General features: G+C 71.0%; 19 protein-coding genes and 1 tRNA gene. 6 read left to right on the top strand and 14 right to left on the bottom strand.

Annotation, left to right across the window (positions count from 1 at the left end; genetic code table 11):
• Nucleotides 1-97: 97 nt before the first annotated feature.
• The 4 genes from mnmA to ACQ860_RS12400 form a co-directional block, all read right to left on the bottom strand.
• Nucleotides 98-1,162 (bottom strand): tRNA 2-thiouridine(34) synthase MnmA, encoded by a 1,065-nt coding sequence (gene mnmA / locus ACQ860_RS12385; protein ID WP_431303656.1) that lies wholly within the window; start codon nucleotides 1,160-1,162, stop codon nucleotides 98-100.
• Between the two features lie 153 nt (nucleotides 1,163-1,315).
• On the bottom strand, nucleotides 1,316-2,026 hold the full coding sequence (locus ACQ860_RS12390) for a TenA family protein (RefSeq protein WP_431303657.1): 711 nt from the start codon (nucleotides 2,024-2,026) through the stop codon (nucleotides 1,316-1,318).
• Complete coding sequence (locus ACQ860_RS12395) at nucleotides 2,016-2,342, bottom strand: ferredoxin family 2Fe-2S iron-sulfur cluster binding protein (RefSeq protein ID WP_213612180.1); 327 nt, start codon at nucleotides 2,340-2,342, stop codon at nucleotides 2,016-2,018. The genes ACQ860_RS12390 and ACQ860_RS12395 overlap by 11 nt, the downstream gene beginning before the upstream one ends.
• 9 nt (nucleotides 2,343-2,351) lie before the next feature.
• A complete protein-coding gene (locus ACQ860_RS12400; protein ID WP_431303658.1) occupies nucleotides 2,352-3,530 on the bottom strand; it encodes a cysteine desulfurase family protein in 1,179 nt (392 codons plus the stop codon).
• A gap of 115 nt (nucleotides 3,531-3,645) precedes the next feature.
• On the opposite strand from ACQ860_RS12400, the gene ACQ860_RS12405 reads away from it, so the two are divergent.
• Nucleotides 3,646-4,167, top strand: a complete 522-nt coding sequence (locus tag ACQ860_RS12405) for a cytochrome b (protein ID WP_431303659.1) — start codon at nucleotides 3,646-3,648, stop codon at nucleotides 4,165-4,167.
• Complete coding sequence (locus ACQ860_RS12410) at nucleotides 4,167-4,856, top strand: VIT1/CCC1 transporter family protein (RefSeq protein WP_431303660.1); 690 nt, start codon at nucleotides 4,167-4,169, stop codon at nucleotides 4,854-4,856. The genes ACQ860_RS12405 and ACQ860_RS12410 overlap by 1 nt, the downstream gene beginning before the upstream one ends.
• Before the next feature lie 5 nt (nucleotides 4,857-4,861).
• Here the strand turns inward: ACQ860_RS12410 and dut are convergent, their stop codons facing one another.
• Genes dut through ACQ860_RS12440 form a run of 6 tightly spaced genes read right to left on the bottom strand, consistent with a single transcriptional unit; the run spans nucleotide 4,862 to nucleotide 8,795 of the window.
• A complete protein-coding gene (gene dut / locus ACQ860_RS12415; protein WP_431303661.1) occupies nucleotides 4,862-5,299 on the bottom strand; it encodes a dUTP diphosphatase in 438 nt (145 codons plus the stop codon).
• Nucleotides 5,296-6,477 (bottom strand): bifunctional phosphopantothenoylcysteine decarboxylase/phosphopantothenate--cysteine ligase CoaBC, encoded by a 1,182-nt coding sequence (gene coaBC / locus ACQ860_RS12420; RefSeq protein WP_431303662.1) that lies wholly within the window; start codon nucleotides 6,475-6,477, stop codon nucleotides 5,296-5,298. The genes dut and coaBC overlap by 4 nt, the downstream gene beginning before the upstream one ends.
• A 49-nt stretch (nucleotides 6,478-6,526) precedes the next feature.
• On the bottom strand, nucleotides 6,527-7,381 hold the full coding sequence (locus ACQ860_RS12425; RefSeq protein WP_431305752.1) for a DMT family transporter: 855 nt from the start codon (nucleotides 7,379-7,381) through the stop codon (nucleotides 6,527-6,529).
• A gap of 6 nt (nucleotides 7,382-7,387) precedes the next feature.
• A complete protein-coding gene (locus ACQ860_RS12430) occupies nucleotides 7,388-7,630 on the bottom strand; it encodes a hypothetical protein (RefSeq protein WP_431303663.1) in 243 nt (80 codons plus the stop codon).
• Between the two features lie 10 nt (nucleotides 7,631-7,640).
• Nucleotides 7,641-8,480 carry a bifunctional methylenetetrahydrofolate dehydrogenase/methenyltetrahydrofolate cyclohydrolase FolD gene (folD, locus tag ACQ860_RS12435; protein WP_431303664.1) on the bottom strand — a complete coding sequence of 280 codons (840 nt, stop codon included), beginning with the start codon at nucleotides 8,478-8,480 and terminating at the stop codon, nucleotides 7,641-7,643.
• Between the two features lie 3 nt (nucleotides 8,481-8,483).
• Nucleotides 8,484-8,795: a YggT family protein gene (locus ACQ860_RS12440; protein WP_431303665.1), complete on the bottom strand. Its 312-nt coding sequence runs from the start codon at nucleotides 8,793-8,795 to the stop codon at nucleotides 8,484-8,486.
• Nucleotides 8,796-8,970: 175 nt separating this feature from the next.
• Between ACQ860_RS12440 and ACQ860_RS12445 the strand changes: the two genes are divergently transcribed.
• Nucleotides 8,971-9,046 (top strand) — tRNA-Ala (locus ACQ860_RS12445).
• A 24-nt stretch (nucleotides 9,047-9,070) separates the two neighbouring features.
• On the opposite strand, the gene ACQ860_RS12450 is transcribed toward ACQ860_RS12445, so the two are convergent.
• The 3 genes from ACQ860_RS12450 to ACQ860_RS12460 all read right to left on the bottom strand — a co-directional run bounded on the left by ACQ860_RS12450 (nucleotide 9,071) and on the right by ACQ860_RS12460 (nucleotide 13,136).
• Nucleotides 9,071-10,864, bottom strand: a complete 1,794-nt coding sequence (locus tag ACQ860_RS12450; protein WP_431303666.1) for an IlvD/Edd family dehydratase — start codon at nucleotides 10,862-10,864, stop codon at nucleotides 9,071-9,073.
• Between the two features lie 80 nt (nucleotides 10,865-10,944).
• Nucleotides 10,945-11,559, bottom strand: a complete 615-nt coding sequence (locus ACQ860_RS12455; RefSeq protein ID WP_431303667.1) for a hypothetical protein — start codon at nucleotides 11,557-11,559, stop codon at nucleotides 10,945-10,947.
• Nucleotides 11,560-11,873: 314 nt separating this feature from the next.
• Complete coding sequence (locus tag ACQ860_RS12460) at nucleotides 11,874-13,136, bottom strand: UbiH/UbiF/VisC/COQ6 family ubiquinone biosynthesis hydroxylase (RefSeq protein ID WP_431303668.1); 1,263 nt, start codon at nucleotides 13,134-13,136, stop codon at nucleotides 11,874-11,876.
• A gap of 230 nt (nucleotides 13,137-13,366) precedes the next feature.
• On the opposite strand from ACQ860_RS12460, the gene ACQ860_RS12465 reads away from it, so the two are divergent.
• The 3 genes from ACQ860_RS12465 to ACQ860_RS12475 all read left to right on the top strand — a co-directional run bounded on the left by ACQ860_RS12465 (nucleotide 13,367) and on the right by ACQ860_RS12475 (nucleotide 15,545).
• Nucleotides 13,367-13,705 (top strand): P-II family nitrogen regulator, encoded by a 339-nt coding sequence (locus ACQ860_RS12465; protein ID WP_431303669.1) that lies wholly within the window; start codon nucleotides 13,367-13,369, stop codon nucleotides 13,703-13,705.
• Nucleotides 13,706-13,767: 62 nt separating this feature from the next.
• Nucleotides 13,768-15,123 (top strand): ammonium transporter, encoded by a 1,356-nt coding sequence (locus ACQ860_RS12470; RefSeq protein WP_431303670.1) that lies wholly within the window; start codon nucleotides 13,768-13,770, stop codon nucleotides 15,121-15,123.
• 137 nt (nucleotides 15,124-15,260) lie between these two features.
• Nucleotides 15,261-15,545 (top strand): hypothetical protein, encoded by a 285-nt coding sequence (locus ACQ860_RS12475; RefSeq protein ID WP_213612227.1) that lies wholly within the window; start codon nucleotides 15,261-15,263, stop codon nucleotides 15,543-15,545.
• 81 nt (nucleotides 15,546-15,626) lie between these two features.
• Here the strand turns inward: ACQ860_RS12475 and ACQ860_RS12480 are convergent, their stop codons facing one another.
• Nucleotides 15,627-16,799, bottom strand: coding sequence for an acetyl-CoA C-acetyltransferase (locus ACQ860_RS12480; RefSeq protein ID WP_431303671.1), 1,173 nt, complete (start codon nucleotides 16,797-16,799; stop codon nucleotides 15,627-15,629).
• Between the last annotated feature and the right edge of the window lie 22 nt (nucleotides 16,800-16,821).

Here is a 16,821-nt window from a genome sequence, read left to right on the forward strand (position 1 = left end):
CCGCGAAGCCGGCCAGGAACACCCCGCGCCAGCACGGGGGGACAGACCCCCGTGCCGCGACAATGCGCAGGCGCTGGTTGCGAAAGGATGAAGGCGTTCAGCCGCGGATGAAGCCACCCGCCAGCACGCGCGCCCCGTCGTAGAGCACCGCCGCCTGGCCCGGCGCCGCGATGGCCGGGTCATCCGGCATCAGCGTCAGCGTGGTACCATCCCATTCGGCGCGCATCGGCGCGGGCTGCTCGCGCCCGCGCAGCTTCGCCTCGCAGCGGAATTCACCGTCCGGCGGCGCGATCAGCCAGTTCACCTCGCCCACCGCGATCCGCGCACGGGCCAGCGCGGGCCGGTGCGCCACCACCACGCGGCGGCGGGGCGCGTCGAGCTGCGCGACATAGAGCGCCTCCTCATCCTCGCGCCGCGAGAGGCCCAGGCCCCGCCCCTGCCCGACCGTATAGCGCGCGAGGCCGCGATGCTGGCCCAGCACGCGGCCTTCCGTGTCCACGATCTCGCCCGGCTCCAGCGCCTCGGGGCGGAATTTCTGGACCACATCGGCGTAGCTGCCGGTGGGGACGAAGCAGATATCCTGGCTGTCCGGCTTCTCGGCCACCGCCACGCCGAGCCGCGCGGCATGCGCCCGCACCTCGGCCTTGCTGGCGAAGCCGCCCAGCGGAAACAGCGTGCGCTCCAGCTGCGCGCGGGTGGTATGGGCGAGGAAGTAGCTCTGGTCCCGCACCGGATCCACCGCCTGGTGCAGTTCCGCGCCCTCCGCGCCATCCAGCCGGCGCGCGTAATGGCCGGTCGCCAGCATCTCGCAGCCGAGCTCGGCGGCGAGTTCCGTCAGGTCGTGGAACTTCACCGTCTGGTTGCAGCGGATGCAGGGAATGGGCGTCTCGCCGCGCGCGTAGCTGTCGGCGAAATCCTGGATCACCGCGTCGCGGAAGCGCTGCTCGCGGTCCAGCACGTAATGCGGGATGCCGAGATGCTCGGCCACGTTCCGCGCGTCATGGATGTCCTGCCCCGCGCAGCAGGCGCCCTTCTTCTGAACGGCGGCGCCGTGGTCATAGAGCTGGAGCGTGGCGCCGACGACCTCATGCCCCTGTTCATGGAGCAGGGCCGCCACGACGGAGGAGTCGACGCCCCCCGACATGGCGACGAGGATTTTCATGATGCCCTCAAGCGCGTCACGCCGGAGGCGTGCCTTCGGCACGTCACGCCGGCTCCGCCGGCTTGGCTTCGCCGCGCCACGGTTGCGCTGATGCCCGCGCGCAGTTGGGCGGCGCCGGCCGCGTTGCGGCCGGATGTCTTGGGGCGGATGGCGCTAGCGGGCCGCATCCAGCCCCTGCTGCCAGAACCCCTGCTCCAGCCGCGCCGCCATCGAGAAGTCGCGCAGCAGGCTGGCGAAGCGCGCCTCCCCGCCATGGCTCACGCCCAGCGCGTCAATCCGCCGTGCGGCGGCTTCCGCCATGCTCTGGTAGCCCGCGCCGGCATAGCTCTCGATCCAGGACTGGTAGGGGTTGCCCGCCACCATCCGGTTCGGATCCGCCATGATGCGCCGCGCCACCTCGGCATAGCCCACGGTGCAGGGGACGAGTGCGATCTCGAGGTCCAGGATGTCGCCCGCCAGGCCGCGATCCAGCACCCAGCGGGTGTAGCTCACGGTCTCCAGCGTCTCCGGGATCTGCGTCACCTGCGTCTCGGAAAGGCCCCATTCGGCGCAGTATTTCAGGTGCAGCAGCGTCTCATCCAGGATGGCGAGCACGGCCGCCGCCTTGTCGCGCATCGCCTGCAGGCTCTCGCCCTTCACCACCGCCAGCGCCTTGGCGCGCGCGAAATGGATGAGGAAGAGATAGTCCTGGATCAGGTAGTGCTGGAAGGCCTTCAGCGGCAGCGTGCCGGCCGAGAGCTGCCGCACGAAGGGGTGCCAGGTGTAGCCCGTCCAATCCGCGCCCGAGGCGTCGCGCAGTCGGCGGAACAGCCCGCCCTCCGCGCCGAACGCCAGCGGATCCGCCGTGGTGAGGTCAGCCGGCATTGCGGCTGCCGGCGGGCAGCTTGACCACCAGCCCGTCCAGCGCCTCGGTCATGATGAGCTGGCAGCCGAGGCGCGAGGTCTCCTGCAGGTCGAAGGCGAGGTCGAGCATGTCTTCCTCATCCTCGGTCGGCTCGGCCAGCTTGCCGAACCATTCGGCGTCCACGATGACATGGCAGGTGGAGCAGGCGAGGCTGCCCTCGCAGGCGCCCTCGATGTCCACGCCATGGCGATGCGCGATCTCGAGCACGGAGAGGCCAAGCGCCGCCTCGACTTCGCGGCGCGTGCCGTCGCGCTCGATGAAGGTCATCTTCGGCATGGTTCGATACTACTCCGCGGCGTGCTGGGTTGAGGTCAGGCGTTGCCAGGCGGCGCCGATCAGGGCGGCCGCCCGGTCCATCTCGGCGGGCGAGGTAAAACGCCCCAGCCCAATCCGCAAGGTGGCCCGAGCCTCGGAATCGGGAATTCCCATCGCGCCCAGCACATAGGAGGGCGCGATCTCGGCCGAGGAGCAGGCCGAGCCGGTGGAGAGGCAGAGATCCGGCAGGGCGGCCAGCAGCGCCTGGGCTTCCACGCCTGGGAAGGTCAGGTTGAGGTTGCCGGCGACGCGGCTCTCCATCGTGCCATTGATCCGCAGGCCCGGGATGGCGGCCAGCAGCCCATCCAGCAGGCGCTGCCGCTGGCCGGTGATGCGGCCGGAATCGAGCATGCCCTCGGCGGCGGCGATCCGCGCCGCCTCCCCCAGGCCGACCAGCAACGGCGCGGGCAGCGTGCCGCTTCGCAGGCCGCGCTCCTGCCCGCCGCCGCTGAAGAGCGGGGCCAGGCGCACGCGCGGCCGGCGGCGGACATAGAGCGCGCCCACGCCCTTCGGCCCATACATCTTGTGGCCGGAGAGCGAGAGCAGATCGGCCCGGATCTCGGCGACGTCGAGCGGGATGCGCCCGGCCGCCTGGGCGGCGTCGGTGTGGAACAGCGCGCCCGCCTCCTTCACCAATGCGCCGATGGCGGCGAGGTCCTGCACCACGCCCGTCTCGTTGTTCACCGCCATGACGGAGACGAGCAGGGTCGGCGTCTGCAAGGCGTCCCGCAGCGCGTCGAGGTCGAGCAGCCCGTCCGGCCGCACCGGCAGGATCACCGGCTCGAAGCCCTCGGGCGCCAGGTCGCGCACGGATTCGAGGACGCATTTATGCTCGGTGGCCAGCGTGATGATGCGGCGCGGCGCGGCATCATCACCCAGGGCGAAGCGCGCCGCGCCCTTGATCGCGATGTTGTTGGATTCGGTGGCGCCGGAGGTGAAGACGATCTCCCGCGCCTCGGCGCCGATCAGCTCGGCCACATGGGCGCGCGCCTCCTCCACCGCCTCTTCCGCCGCGCGGCCCAACGCGTGTTCGACGGAGTGCGGGTTGGCGAAATTCTCTTCCCACCAGGGGCGCATGGCGGCCAGCACCCGCGGGTCGAGCGGCGTGGTGGCGTGGTGGTCGAGATAGATCGGGCGATTGGCGCGCATGGTGCCCTAGAGGTGGCCCGGCCGGGCCGCTTCGGCAAGCCGTCCACCTTGCGCCGTCGCAACGCGCCGCCGCGCGCGATGGGTGTAGGAGGGATCGAAGCCCGGAGAGTTCCCCATGCCCCGCCATGATCCCGTCACCCTGGCCCTGCACTGGCTGATCGCGCTGCTCATCGTCGCCGCCTATGCCGCGAGCAGCCTGGTGGAGGACGGCCCCGGCCGCGCCTGGGCGATGACCCTGCACGGCTCGCTTGGCCTCCTGGTCTTCGGGCTCAGCCTGCTGCGCATCCTCTGGCGCGGCTTCGCGCGGCATCCGGCCCCCGTGCCCATGCCGGCGCTGATGGCGCGCGTCGCGCATTACGCCCATGTCGCGCTCTATGTGATGATGGTGGCCGCCCCGGCGCTGGGGCTGCTGGCGCTCTGGGCCAGTGGGCAGGGCATCTCCGTCTTCGGGCTCCTGGCGCTGCCCTCGCCGATGACCGCGAGCCGCGGCCTCGCGAAATTCCTGGAGGAGGCGCATGAGCTGGCGGCCAATGCGCTGGTGGCGCTGGCCCTGCTGCATGCGGCGGCCGCGATCTTCCACCAGTACATCCTGCGCGACCACCTGCTGGAGCGGATGACGCCCGGCGGGAAGGCCTGATGAGCCAGGTGGAAGCGCACCGGCTCGACCGCGCGGGCTGGCTGCGCGCGGCGGTGCTGGGCGCGAATGACGGGCTGCTCTCCACCGCCAGCCTGGTGGTGGGCGTCGCCGCCGCCAATCCCGCGCCCGGCGCGGTTCTGCTGGCCGGCATCGCCGGGCTGACCGCCGGCGCGCTCTCCATGGCGGCGGGCGAATTCGTCTCCGTCAGCTCCCAGGCCGATCTGGAAACCGCCGAGATCGCCCGGGAAAGCGCCGAGCTGGCCACCATGCCCGAGGCCGAACTGGCCGAGCTGGCGGCGATCTACCGCGCACGCGGCCTCTCGCCCGAACTGGCGGGACAGGTGGCGCGCGCCTTGATGGCGAAGGACGCGCTGGGCGCCCATCTGCGCGACGAGCTGGGCATCACCGAGGTCTCGACGGCACGGCCCCTGCAGGCGGCGCTGGCCTCGGCCGCCTCCTTCGCGCTGGGCGGGCTGCCGCCCATCCTGATCGCGCTGCTGGCGCCCCCGGGCGTCGTGCTGGCGGCGGTGGGCGGCGCCACGGTGCTGGGGCTGGGGCTGCTCGGCTGGCTGGCCGCCTGGGCGGGCGGCGCGCCGGCCGGGCGCGCCATCGCGCGCGTGCTGCTCTGGGGGCTGATCGCCATGGGCGTCACGGCGGGGGTGGGCGCGCTGGTGGGCCAGAGCCTGTAGCCGGTTCAGCCCCGCCCGGTGGAGCCGAAGCCGCCCGTGCCGCGCTGCGTCTCGGGCAGCACCACCACCTCTTCCCAGGTGGCGCGCGTGACGGGCGCGAAAACCGCCTGGGCGATGCGCTCGCCGCGCGCGATCGCGAAGGGCTCCGCCCCCGTGTTGAGCAGGATGACGCCCACCTCGCCGCGATAGTCGCTGTCCACCGTGCCGGGCGCGTTCAGCACCGTGACACCATGCTTGAGCGCGAGGCCGGAGCGCGGCCGCACCTGCATCTCGAAACCCTCGGGGATGGCGATGGCGAGGCCCGTGGGCACCAGGGCGCGGCCTCCGGGCGGGATCACCGTCTCGCGCGCCGCCAGCAGGTCCATCCCCGCCGCGCCGGATGTGGCATAGGCCGGCAGCGGCAGGCCCTCGGCATGCGGCAGGCGTTGCACCAGCACCTTCATGCGAGCTGCTCCGCGATGCGGGCGGCCAACCGCGCCGCGACCTTTTCCTTCGGCATCCTAGGCCAATCCTCCACCGATGCGGCGGTGACGAGGTGGACGGCGTTCTCCGCCCCCCCCATCACATCGCCCGAGACGTCATTCGCCACGATCCAGTCGCAGCCCTTGCGCGCCAGCTTGTCCCGCGCATGCTCGACGACCTTCTCGGTCTCGGCCGCGAAGCCGATGACGAGGCCCGGCCGCGCGGCATGGCGCGAGATCGTGGCCAGGATGTCCGGGTTCAGCGCCATGCCGAGCGTGGGCGCGGCCTCGCCCGGCTGCTTCTTCAGCTTCTGCCCGGCCTCCTGCGCCACGCGCCAGTCGGCCACGGCGGCGGCGAAGATGGCGATGTCGGCCGGCAGCGCGGCCTCGCAGGCGGCCAGCATCTCCCGCGCCGTCTCCACGCGGCGCACCACCACGCCGGGCGGGTCGGCCAGCGCCACCGGCCCGCTCACCAGCGTGACGCGCGCGCCGAGGCCCGCCAGCGCCGCCGCGATGGCATGGCCCTGCTTCCCGCTGCTGCGATTGGCGATGTAGCGCACGGGATCAATGGGCTCATGCGTCGGCCCGCTGGTCACCAGCGCATGCCGGCCCGTGAGCGGACCCGAGGCCAGCAGGGTGCGGATGGCATAGGCGATGGCCTCGGGCTCGGAGAGGCGGCCGGGGCCGGATTCCGGCTCCGCCATCGGGCCATCCTCCGGGCCGATGAAATGCACGCCCTGCGCGGCGAGCGTCGCGATATTGGCCCGCGTGGCGGGGTGCGCCCACATGGCCGGGTTCATCGCCGGCGCCACCAGCACGGGCGCGCGCGTGGCGAGCAGGATGCAGCCGGCGAGATCCTCGGCCAGGCCGTGCGCCATCTGCGCCAGCCGGTTGGCCGAGGCGGGCGCCACCACCACCGCATCGGCCCAGCGCGCCAGCCGGATATGGCCGATCTCGGCCTCCGCCGCCCAGAGATCGTCCTGCACCGCCTCGCCCGTGATGGCGGCCAGCGATTCCTTGGTGACGAAGCGCGCGCCGCCAGCCGTCAGCACCGCGCGCACCGTGGCGCCCTCGGCCCGCAGCAGGCGCACCAGCATCAGCGCCTTGAAGGCGGCGACGCTGCCGGAGACGATCAGGAGGATTTTGCGGCCGTGAAGCATGACGCCAAGGTTAGGCCGGGCGCGGCCGGGTGTCACCGCGCCCCCAGCGTCAGCGCGCCCGGAACATCAGCAGCAGCCCGGTGAGCGTGATGGCGCCGCCCAGCAGGTCGCCCCAGGCCAGCCGCTCGCCCATGAAGGCCCAGCCCAGCATCGCCGCGACCGGCGGCGCCATGAGCTGCAGCGCCGCGGCATTCGACGCCCCGAACCGGCCGATCACCACGAAGAACAGCCCATAGCCCAGGATGCCGACCACCAGGCAGGAATAGATCATGGTCCAGAGGACGACCGGGCTGGCGCTGCTCGGCGGCGACCCGCCCAGCGCGCCGGCGAGCAGCAGCAGGAGCAGCCCCGCCACCGCCGTCTGGCCGAGATTGGCCGCCCAGGGGTCCATCCGGCCTCGCGCCGGCGCATAGGCCAGCACGCCCAGCGCCTGGGAGAAGGCGCCCAGCAGCGCGAGGCCGAGCCCCCAGGCCTCCGCCGCCGCCAGCCCATCGGCCGAGCGCAGCAGGCCAAGTGTGGCCACGCCCAGCCAGCCGAGGCCGAGCCCCGCCCAGCCGAGGGGGCTCAGCCGGCGGCCGCGCCAGGCCTCACCGAGGGCGACGAACAGCGGCGTGCAGGCGGCGAGCAGCGCGACCAGCCCCGAGGGCACATGCGCCGAGGCGACCCAGGCGCAGGCCAGATAGCCGCCCATCCCGAAGGCGCCCATCAGCGCCAGCCGCCAGCGATCCTCGCCCAGCGCGAAGGGGGCGCGCCGCCACCACCAGATCAGCCAGAGCAGCGGCACCACCGCCACGAAGCGGATGGCCAGCGCCCAGAGCGGCGGCCATTCCAGCGCCACGAGCCGCGCCGCGTTGAAGGCGGAGCCCCACATCAGCACATAGAGCGTGGCGAGAAGGAGGTTGATGCGGGCCTAGCCTTGGCGCCCGCGCAGCAGCGCCTCGATCCGCGCCAGCGCCTCCTGCTGGCGGCGCAGCGTGATGCCGAGCCCGCCGATGGCGATCAGCGCCAGGGAGGAAACACCCCCCGCCCCGGCATAGAGCATCCGCGCGCGGGACCAGCCCTCGCCCCCCCAGGGCGTGGCGCCCCAGGCGAGATGCAGGCAGGCCAGCAGGGCCAGGCCGCCGAACACCTGCAAGGCCCGATGCAGGATCATGCGCGCCCCGTCATGACCGTCGGGCCAAGGCCGCTTCGAGCGTATTCTCGAGCAGGCAGGCGATGGTCATGGGACCGACGCCGCCCGGCACCGGCGTGATGGCGGACGCGCGCGGCAATGCCTCGGCATAGGCGACATCGCCCACGAGCCTGCCATCGGGCAGGCGGTTGATGCCCACATCGATCACGATCGCGCCCTCGCGCACCCAGTCGCCGCGGATCATCTCCGGCCGGCCGACGGCGGCGATGAGGATGTCGGCCCGCCGGCATTCCTCGGGCAGGTCGCGCGTGCGGGAATGGGCGATGGTGACGGTGCAGTCCGCCGCCAGCAGCAGCTGCGCCATGGGCCGGCCCACGATCTGGCTGCGGCCCACCACCACGGCCCGGGCGCCACGGAGCGTGGCCTTGGCCTCGGCCAGCAGGTGCATCGCCCCGCGCGGCGTGCAGGGGACCAGTCCGGGCAGGCCGGAGGCGAGCCGTCCGGCATTGATCGGGTGGAAGCCGTCCACATCCTTGGCCGGGTCCACCGCCGCGATCGCCGCCTCGGCGCGGATATGCGCGGGCAGCGGCAGCTGGACCAGGATGCCATCCACCGCGGGATCCGCGTTCAGGGCCGCGATTTCGGCCAGCAGCTCGGCCTCCGTGGTGGTTTCCGGCAGATGCCGCGTGCGGGAGGCGAATCCCGCCGCCGTCGCCGCCTTGTCCTTGTTGCGGACATAGACGCCGCTCGCCGGGTCCTCGCCCACACGGAGCACGACCAGGCCCGGCTTGAAATCCAGCGCCGCGATCCGCGCGGCGAGCTGCCCGCGCAGCCGCTCAGCGACCGCCTTGCCGTCGAGGATCTGCGTCATGGCTCAGAAATACAGCCCGAAGGAGATCATGTAGCCCTGGATCGCGCTGACCAGCAGCATGGCGGCCTGGACCAGCAGCATGACGATGAGGGGCGAGATGTCGATGCCACCCAGATTCGGAAGCCTGTTCCGCACCGGACGCATGGCGGGCTCGGTCACACGGTAGAAGAAGTCCGAGATGGTCCAGACCAGGCGGTTGCGCGTGTCGAGCACGTTGAAGCCGATGAGCAGCGAGAGCACGGCGGCGATCAGGATGGCCCAGAAGAACAGGGTGAGCCCCGCCTGGATCAGGAAGAACAAGGCGTCGAGGATCATGTCGGCGGCGCTCCGAAAGGGACGGCGTGAAGGCTTCCTTGTCGCGGAAGGTCGCTGAACCGGCAAGGGGGAAGGCGGTTGCCGCATCCGGAGCGAGGGGGGGCAATTGACACCCAGGCCCCAATCCCGCATGACGCGCCCCGCAGCCGGTGCGTGAATGCCGGTGATGTGGTGCGGGGCTGTAGCTCAGTTGGTAGAGCGCGTCGTTCGCAATGACGAGGTCAGGGGTTCGATTCCCCTCAGCTCCACCACTTCCCCAGCAAATCCATCGCTCATCAGTGGTTATGCCGGCTCTCGCCGCGCGTCTCCAGGATGTTGAGATACAGCGTCGCCGCCTCCAGGCAGGCGCCATTACCGAGCTGGCCGACGGAATTGCGGTAGATCTCCTCCCACGGCGTCTTGTGGACCAGCCTGGGCGCCGTCCAGGCGGCGCGGCGCGCGGCCAGCTCCGCCTCCGGGATCAGCACATCCACCCGCCGCGTCTTGAGATCAATCCGGATCGGGTCTCCATGGCGCAGCAGCGCCAGGCCCCCGCCCACCGCCGCCTCGGGCGAGACGTTCAGGATGGAGGGCGAGCCCGAGGTGCCGCTCTGCCGCCCATCGCCCATGGTGGGCAGCGCCCGGATGCCGGCTTTGATCAGCGCGGCCGGCGGCTGCATGTTCACCACCTCGGCCGAGCCGGGATAGCCCACCGGCCCGCAATTGCGGATCACCAGCACGGTCTTCTCGTCAATGCCCAGCGCGGGGTCCTCGATGCGGGCGTGGTAATCCTCCGGCCCCTCGAAGACCGCCACCTTGCCCTCGAACACATCGGGGTCCTCGGAGAAGAAGCGCCGGCGGAACTCGGCATCAATGACGCTCACCTTGATGACCGCGTTGTCGAAGATGTTGCCGGTGAGGACCAGGTAGCCCGCCTGCTCCTTCATCGGCTTCGCATAGGCGCGGATCACCTCGCGGTCCGGTGAGAGCGGAATCGCGGCCAGGTTGTCCGCCACCGTCTTGCCCGTCGCCGTCATCACATCGCCATGCAGCCGCCCGGCCTCCAGCAATTCACGCATCACGGCCGGCACGCCGCCGGCGCGGTGGAAGGCCTCGCCCAGGAAGCGCCCGGCCGGCTGGCAATCCACCAGCAGCGGGATGTCGGCGCCCACGCGCTGCCAGTCCTCCAGCGTGTGCTCCACCCCCATATGCCGCGCGATGGCGATCATGTGCGGGGGGCAGTTGGAGCTGGCGCCGATGGCGCTCGCCACCGCCACCGCATTCTCGAAGGCCTTTCGCGTCATGATCGCCGAGGGCGTGAGGTTCTCGCGCACCATCTCGACGATGCGCCGGCCGGACCAATAGGCCATCTGCGCGCGCTCGCGATGCGGGCCGGGAATGGCAGCGCAGCCCGTCAGGCTCATCCCCACCGCCTCCACCAGCGAATTCATCGAAAGCGCCGTGCCCATGGTGGAGCAATGCCCCCAGGAGGTGCTGCTGGCCGCCACCATCTCCATGAACTGCCGATAGTCGATCTCGCCCGCCGCCAGCATGCGCCGCGCCTCCCAGACCACGGTGCCGGAGCCGACCAGCCGCCCCTTGTGCCAGCCATCCAGCATCGGCCCGCCGGAGAAGGCGAGTGCGGGGATGTTCATCGTGGCCGCCGCCATCAACCCCGCGCCGGGCGTCTTGTCGCAGCCGATGGTCAGCACCACGCCATCCAGCGGGTAGCCGTGCAGCACCTCGACCAGCGAGAGATATTGCAGGTTGCGGTCGAGTGCGGCGGTCGGCCGCTTCAGGGTTTCCTGGATGGGATGCACCGGGAATTCCAGCGGCACGCCGCCGGCATCGCGGATGCCCTCCTTGATGCGCTGCGCGAGGATGGTGTGATGCCGGTTGCAGGGCGCGATGTCGCTGCCCGTCTGGCTGATGCCGATGATGGGCCGGCCCGACTGCAGCTCATCGAAGGTCATGCCGAAATTGAGCTGGCGCTCGGAATAGAGCGCCGTCATGCCCGGATCGCCCGGGTCATCGAACCAGCGCTGGCTGCGCAGCCTGAAGGGCTTCTTCGTCTGGTCGTGATCGTCCATCGGGCGCCTCCTCGCGGGTCTGCCGCGAGGGGACACGGCGCGGAGCGCGCCTGTCAATCATCGCCGGCGCCGCGCCGCGGCTACCCGGGCGGCGGGCTTTGCGGGTTTCTCCGGATGACCTCCGAGCCCGGACCGCTCCTGGCGGAGCGCGTCGGATTCGCGGCGAAGAGTGCGGTGAGGAAGCCGCCCTGCAGGCTCTGCTGATGGCGCTTCAGGCTGACATAGTCGTCCGCGACGCACCGAACGAGGGCCTCCGGGTGGTTCAGGCCGGCCGTGTTCCGCACCGCCGTCAGCGCCGCGCACGGCGTTTTCCGTGATGTCCGGGGCGCCGTTGGTCCGCAATCCGCGAAGTCGTCGGGGCCCCAAGCGGCGATGATCGCCTCCTCCATCCTGAGATTCAGCGGCTGGAAGACCGTCCTCATCCAGTGACGCCACCGACGCACCTGCTCGACCGTCGGCGGATTGTGATCGTCAAAAAAGGCAGGGCTGTCGTCGCCGGCCTCCTGATCCCGCCAATGTTGCTGGATGAAGACGTCCCGGACAGCGGCGTTGGCTTGTGTCGCCGCATAAAGCGGCCCGTAGAGGCGCTCGATCTGCGCATTCACGAAGGCGAGCCTGGCTTTTCGGATATCGTTGGCGACACCGTAGACATAGCCCACGGCCCCCGTGACGATCGCCGTGGCCAAGGCCAGCACGCTTGCATTTACCGGCTGCGCGCCCCTGGAAAGAGGTGCTTCGCCATTCTGTCCCTACCAGATTCCTGATGCCGCTGTTGTTTCCGCTGACCCGCCCGAATTCCGCAAACCCCAGCCCGGAGATGCGTCACCCGTCCCACGCGGCGCGCCGGTCCGCGGCGCATTCGACCATATCCGGTCCATCCCCTCCATGGCCTTGCTGGCACGCGCCTCCGTGAGGCCGGCGCACCTCCCCCTCCGTGGTGGCCGCCTTGGCCTCCAGCAGGGCCGGAGTCTCGGGAAAGGCCAGCGGAAGCGGGTGACGCATCGGGGTCTCACCCCCTGAGCGGCAGCCCCATCGCCTGCCGGGCGAAGGCGCGCTTGAGGCCCGGAATCCGGTCCACCGCCGCGATGCCCAGCCGCCGCGCCCACCGCACCGGGCCGATATCGTTGCCGAACAGCTTCTCCAGCACATGCGTGGCGCCGATCATCATCAGGGCATCCGGCCGCCGCTTCGCCTGGTAGCGCGCCAGCAGCGCGGCACCGCCCACATCCTCGCCGGCCTCATGGGCCTCGGCCACGAGGTCGGTCAGCGCAGCCACGTCGCGGAAGCCGATGTTCAGCCCCTGCCCCGCGATGGGGTGCATGCCATGCGCCGCATCCCCCACCAGCGCGAGCCGCTCGGCCACATAGCGCGTCGCGTGCATCGCGGTCAGCGGGTAGTGCCAGCGCCGGCCGATGGGCTCGATGGCGCCCAGATGGTCGCCGATCCGCCGCCGCAATTCCCGCGCGAAATCGGCGTCCGACAGAGCCAGCATGCGCTGCGCGACACTCCGCCGCTCGGTCCAGACGAAGCTGGAGGCATGCGGCAGCGTGCTGGTCCCGAAGCTGCCGAGATGGGCCAGCGGCAGCTGCGCGAAAGGCCCCGCCGGCAGGAAGAGCTCCAGCGCGCGGTTGTGATGCGGCTTCTCATGCGCGAAGGCGCCGACGAGGCCGATCTGCCCGTAATCATGCCGCGCGGTGCCGATGCCGGCCTGCTGCCTGAGCGGGCTGCCCCGCCCTTCGGCACCCACCACCAGGGCGGCGCGGATCACCCGCCCGTCCGCCAGCGTCACGGTGGCGCCCTCGGAATCGCGTGCCACCTTCGCCGTCATCGGCGCGAAGGCCTGGAGGTGGGCCAGGTGCGGCAGCCGGGCGTTCAGCGCCACGCGCAGCGCGCGGGCCTCCACCATCCAGCCGAAGGGCTCTTCCGCCACCTCGGCGGCCTCGAAATCGAGGTCGAGGGAGGAGGGCGCCTCGCCCACGCGGCCATCGGCCACCTTGATGCCCTCGATCGGGCAGGGCGCGCCTGGCAGCCGCTCCCAGATGCCGGCCGCCTCCAGCAGCCGCTTGGAGGCGAGCGCGATGGCATAGGCCCGGCCGTCGAAGCCGGCCAGTTCCATGGGCGGCAGGGGGGCGGCATCCACCACCGCCACCGGCACGCCCCGCGCGGCCAGGGCGGCGGCCAGCGTGGCCCCCACCGGCCCCGCGCCGATGATCGCGACGGCGACCGTGAGGCTGGGCGTTGAAATCAGGTCAGGCGCGGCGATCGGGTTCATGGGCCAGAGCTTAGGCCATTCGCGGCCAATACAAGAGCGGGGGGACGCAAGAGAGCGGGGGACCCCGGAGGGCCAAAAGACTCGCCTTCGCGCCTGCACAATTGCCCGCAATTTGGGCAACGCCCCCTGCAAGGCCCGGAACGACAAGGGTTTCGCTGTTGGCATGACTCTTGGATGGCAGGTCGGGAGCCGGGCTCGGGCCGGCGATTTTTTGCATGAAAGGCAGGCGGATGAAGCTCGTGATGGCGGTCATCAAGCCCTTCAAGCTGGACGAGGTGCGCGACGCGCTCACCCCGCTCGGCGTCCAGGGCCTGACGGTGACGGAAGTGAAGGGGTTCGGGCGGCAGAAGGGCCAGACCGAGATCTACCGCGGCGCCGAATACCAGGTGAGCTTCCTGCCCAAGCTCAAGATCGAGGTCGCCGTGGCGGCGGAGCTCGCGGATGCGGTGGTGGAGGCCATCGCCGGCGCCGCGCGCACCGGCAAGATCGGCGACGGCAAGATCTTCGTGCTCGACCTGGATCGCGCGCTGCGCATCCGCACCGGCGAAACCGACGGCGCGGCCCTGTGAGCCTCACCACACAATCTGACACGGCGCCGGTTCGCGCCCTTTCCCTTGGGAGAAGCCTGACCATGAAACCCTGGATGCGCGCCGCCTTGCTGGCCGCCCCGGCCCTCGCGCTCGGCGCGCTGCCGGCCCTGGCGGCGGACGAGCCGAAGCTCGATGCCGGCAACACTGCCTGGATGATCGTCGCCACCTGCCTCGTGCTGATGATGACGCTGCCGGGCCTCGCGCTCTTCTATGCTGGCATGGTCCGCAAGAAGACGGTGCTGGCCACCATGATGCAGTCCTTCTTCGTGGCCGCGCTCATCGCCGTCACCTGGATGGTCGCGGGCTATTCCATCGCCTTCGGCAATGGCGGCCTCTATTTCGGCGACTTCTCCAAGGTCATGCTCTCAGGCATCGAGTGGAACGGTCCCTTCATCCTGGGCAAGGGCCTGGGCGGTGAGAGCGAGGTGGCGACGACCATCCCCGAGACCGTCTTCGTCATGTTCCAGATGACCTTCGCCATCATCACGGCCGCGCTGATCTTCGGCGCGGTGGCGGACCGCATGAAGTTCAGCGCCGTCTGCCTCTTCATCGTGCCCTGGTCGCTGCTGATCTATTCGCCGATCGCGCATGCGGTGTGGCACCCCTCGGGCCTCATCTGGGCCTGGGGCGCGCTGGACTTCGCGGGCGGCACGGTGGTGCACATCAATGCGGGCGTGGCCGGCCTCGTCGCCGCGCTCGTGCTGGGCAAGCGCGTGGGCTACGGGCATGACAACATGTCGCCCTACAACCTGGCATTCGCCATGATCGGCGCCTCGCTGCTCTGGGTGGGCTGGTTCGGCTTCAACGCCGGCTCCGCGCTCGCCGCCGATGGCCGTGCGGGCATGGCCATGCTGGTGACCATGGTCGCCGCCGCGGCCGGCACGCTCACCTGGGTCTTCGCCGAGTGGGCCACCAAGGGCAAGCCTTCCGCGCTGGGCGCCATCTCGGGCGCCATCGCGGGCCTGGTCGCCATCACCCCGGCCTCGGGCTGGGTCTTCCCGGGTGCCGCGCTGATCATCGGCGGCGCCTCGGGCGTGATCTGCTTCTGGGCCGCGACGGCGCTGAAGAAGGCGCTGGGCTATGACGACAGCCTCGACGCCTTCGGCGTGCACGGCGTGGGCGGCATCCTGGGCGCCATCCTCACCGGCGTCTTCGCCTATGGCATGCTCTACAAGACGGACGATGCCGAGGCCGCGATCGCCTATTCCGGCCTGCTCTATGGCAACCCCGACATGCTCTGGATCCAGGTGAAGTCGGTGCTGGTGACCATCGCCTACTCGGCCGTGGGCACCTTCATCCTGCTGAAGATCGTGGATGCTATGGTCGGCCTGCGCGTCTCCGAGGAGGAGGAGCGCGAGGGCCTCGACGTCACGCAGCATGGCGAGCGCCTGGGGTAAGGCTGCACCTCCCGATCCGGGGGACTCGAAAGGGCGCCGGGGGGAAACCTCCGGCGCCTTTTTCATGGCCGATTTTTCAGCCGCCGGGCCGCATGATCCGCTTGACCCGCCCACGCGGCCTTCCATTATCTGGGACCATGCGGGACATCACATCGCTGCCGCGAGGCGACGAGGATACCTTGTGGGCGGTGGTCGCCACCGTCGGCCGCGCCAACCGCGTGGCCGAGATCTTCCGCAGCCGGGCCGCGGCCCTGGAGGACCGCGCCTGGCGGGCCCAGCAGGTGCGGGCCTATGCCGATTTCCTGGAACGCTCCAAGCAGCCCCTGCCGCATTACAGCGTGACGCCCATCCGGCGCTCGGACCTGCCGCGGAAGTGGACACCGCTGCCCGCGCTCGGGTTCCTGCGCGGGCAGTTCATCTGAAACAAAAAAGTCCAGGGCGCTGCCCTGGACCCGCCGGGGCCGAAAAGCCCCGGACCCCAGTTGTGACTGAGGCCTGCGGCCTCAGTCGCGCTGCAGGCACATGGCGACGCCCATGCCGCCGCCAATGCACAGCGTCACCAGGCCCTTCTTGGCGTCCCGGCGCTGCATCTCATAGAGCAGCGTGGTCAGCACGCGCGCGCCCGAGGCGCCGATGGGGTGGCCCAGCGCGATGGCGCCACCATTCACGTTCACCTTGGCCGTGTCCCAGCCGAGGTCCTTGTTCACCGCGCAGGCCTGCGCCGCGAAGGCCTCGTTCGCCTCGATCAGGTCGAGGTCGCCCACGGTCCAGCCGGCCTTGGCCAGCGCCTTGCGGCTCGCCGGGATCGGCCCCGTGCCCATGATAGAGGGGTCCACCCCCGCCGTCGCCCAGCTCACGATGCGCGCCAGCGGCGTGATGCCCCGGCGCCGCGCCTCCTCGGCCGACATGACCACCACCGCCGCAGCACCGTCATTGATGCCCGAGGCATTGCCGGCCGTGACCGTGCCCTCCTTGTTGAAGGCCGGGCGCAGCTTGGCCAGCACCTCGGCCGTCGTCTCCGGCTTCGGATACTCGTCCTGGCTCACCACGACGTCGCCCTTGCGGGTCTTCACCGTGACGGGCGCGATCTCGTCCTTGAAGCGGCCGGCGGCCATCGCCTCGCCCGCCTTGCGCTGGCTGGCGGCGGCGAACTCGTCCTGCTCCTGGCGCGTCAGCTGGTATTTCTGCGCCACATTCTCGGCCGTGTTGCCCATGTGGTAGCCGTGGAAGGCGTCCATCAGGCCGTCGCGCAGCATGGTGTCCACCAGCTCCAGGCTGCCCATCTTCTGGCCCGCGCGCATCTGCGCGCAATGCGGCGCCTGGGTCATGCTCTCCTGGCCGCCGGCCACCACGATCGAGGCATCCCCCGTCGCGATCTGCTGCGCCGCGAGCGCCACGGCGCGCAGGCCGGAGCCACAGAGCTGATTGATGCCGAAGGCCGTCCGCTCGACCGGGATGCCGGCGTTCACCGCCGCCTGGCGGGCCGGGTTCTGCCCGGCGCCGGCCGCGAGGATCTGGCCCAGGATCACCTCATCCACATCGGTCGCGGCGACGCCCGCGCGGGAGAGCGCGGCCTCGATCGCGACCTTGCCCAGGTCATGGGCGGCGAGGGTGGCGAAGGCCCCGTTGAAGCTGCCCACCGGCGTGCGCGCGGCGGAGGCGATGACGATATCCATGGCGAATGCCCTCCAGGGAGTT

Source organism: Sediminicoccus sp. BL-A-41-H5, from assembly GCF_050632405.1.
In the GTDB taxonomy this organism is placed as follows: Bacteria; Pseudomonadota; Alphaproteobacteria; order Acetobacterales; family Acetobacteraceae; genus Roseococcus.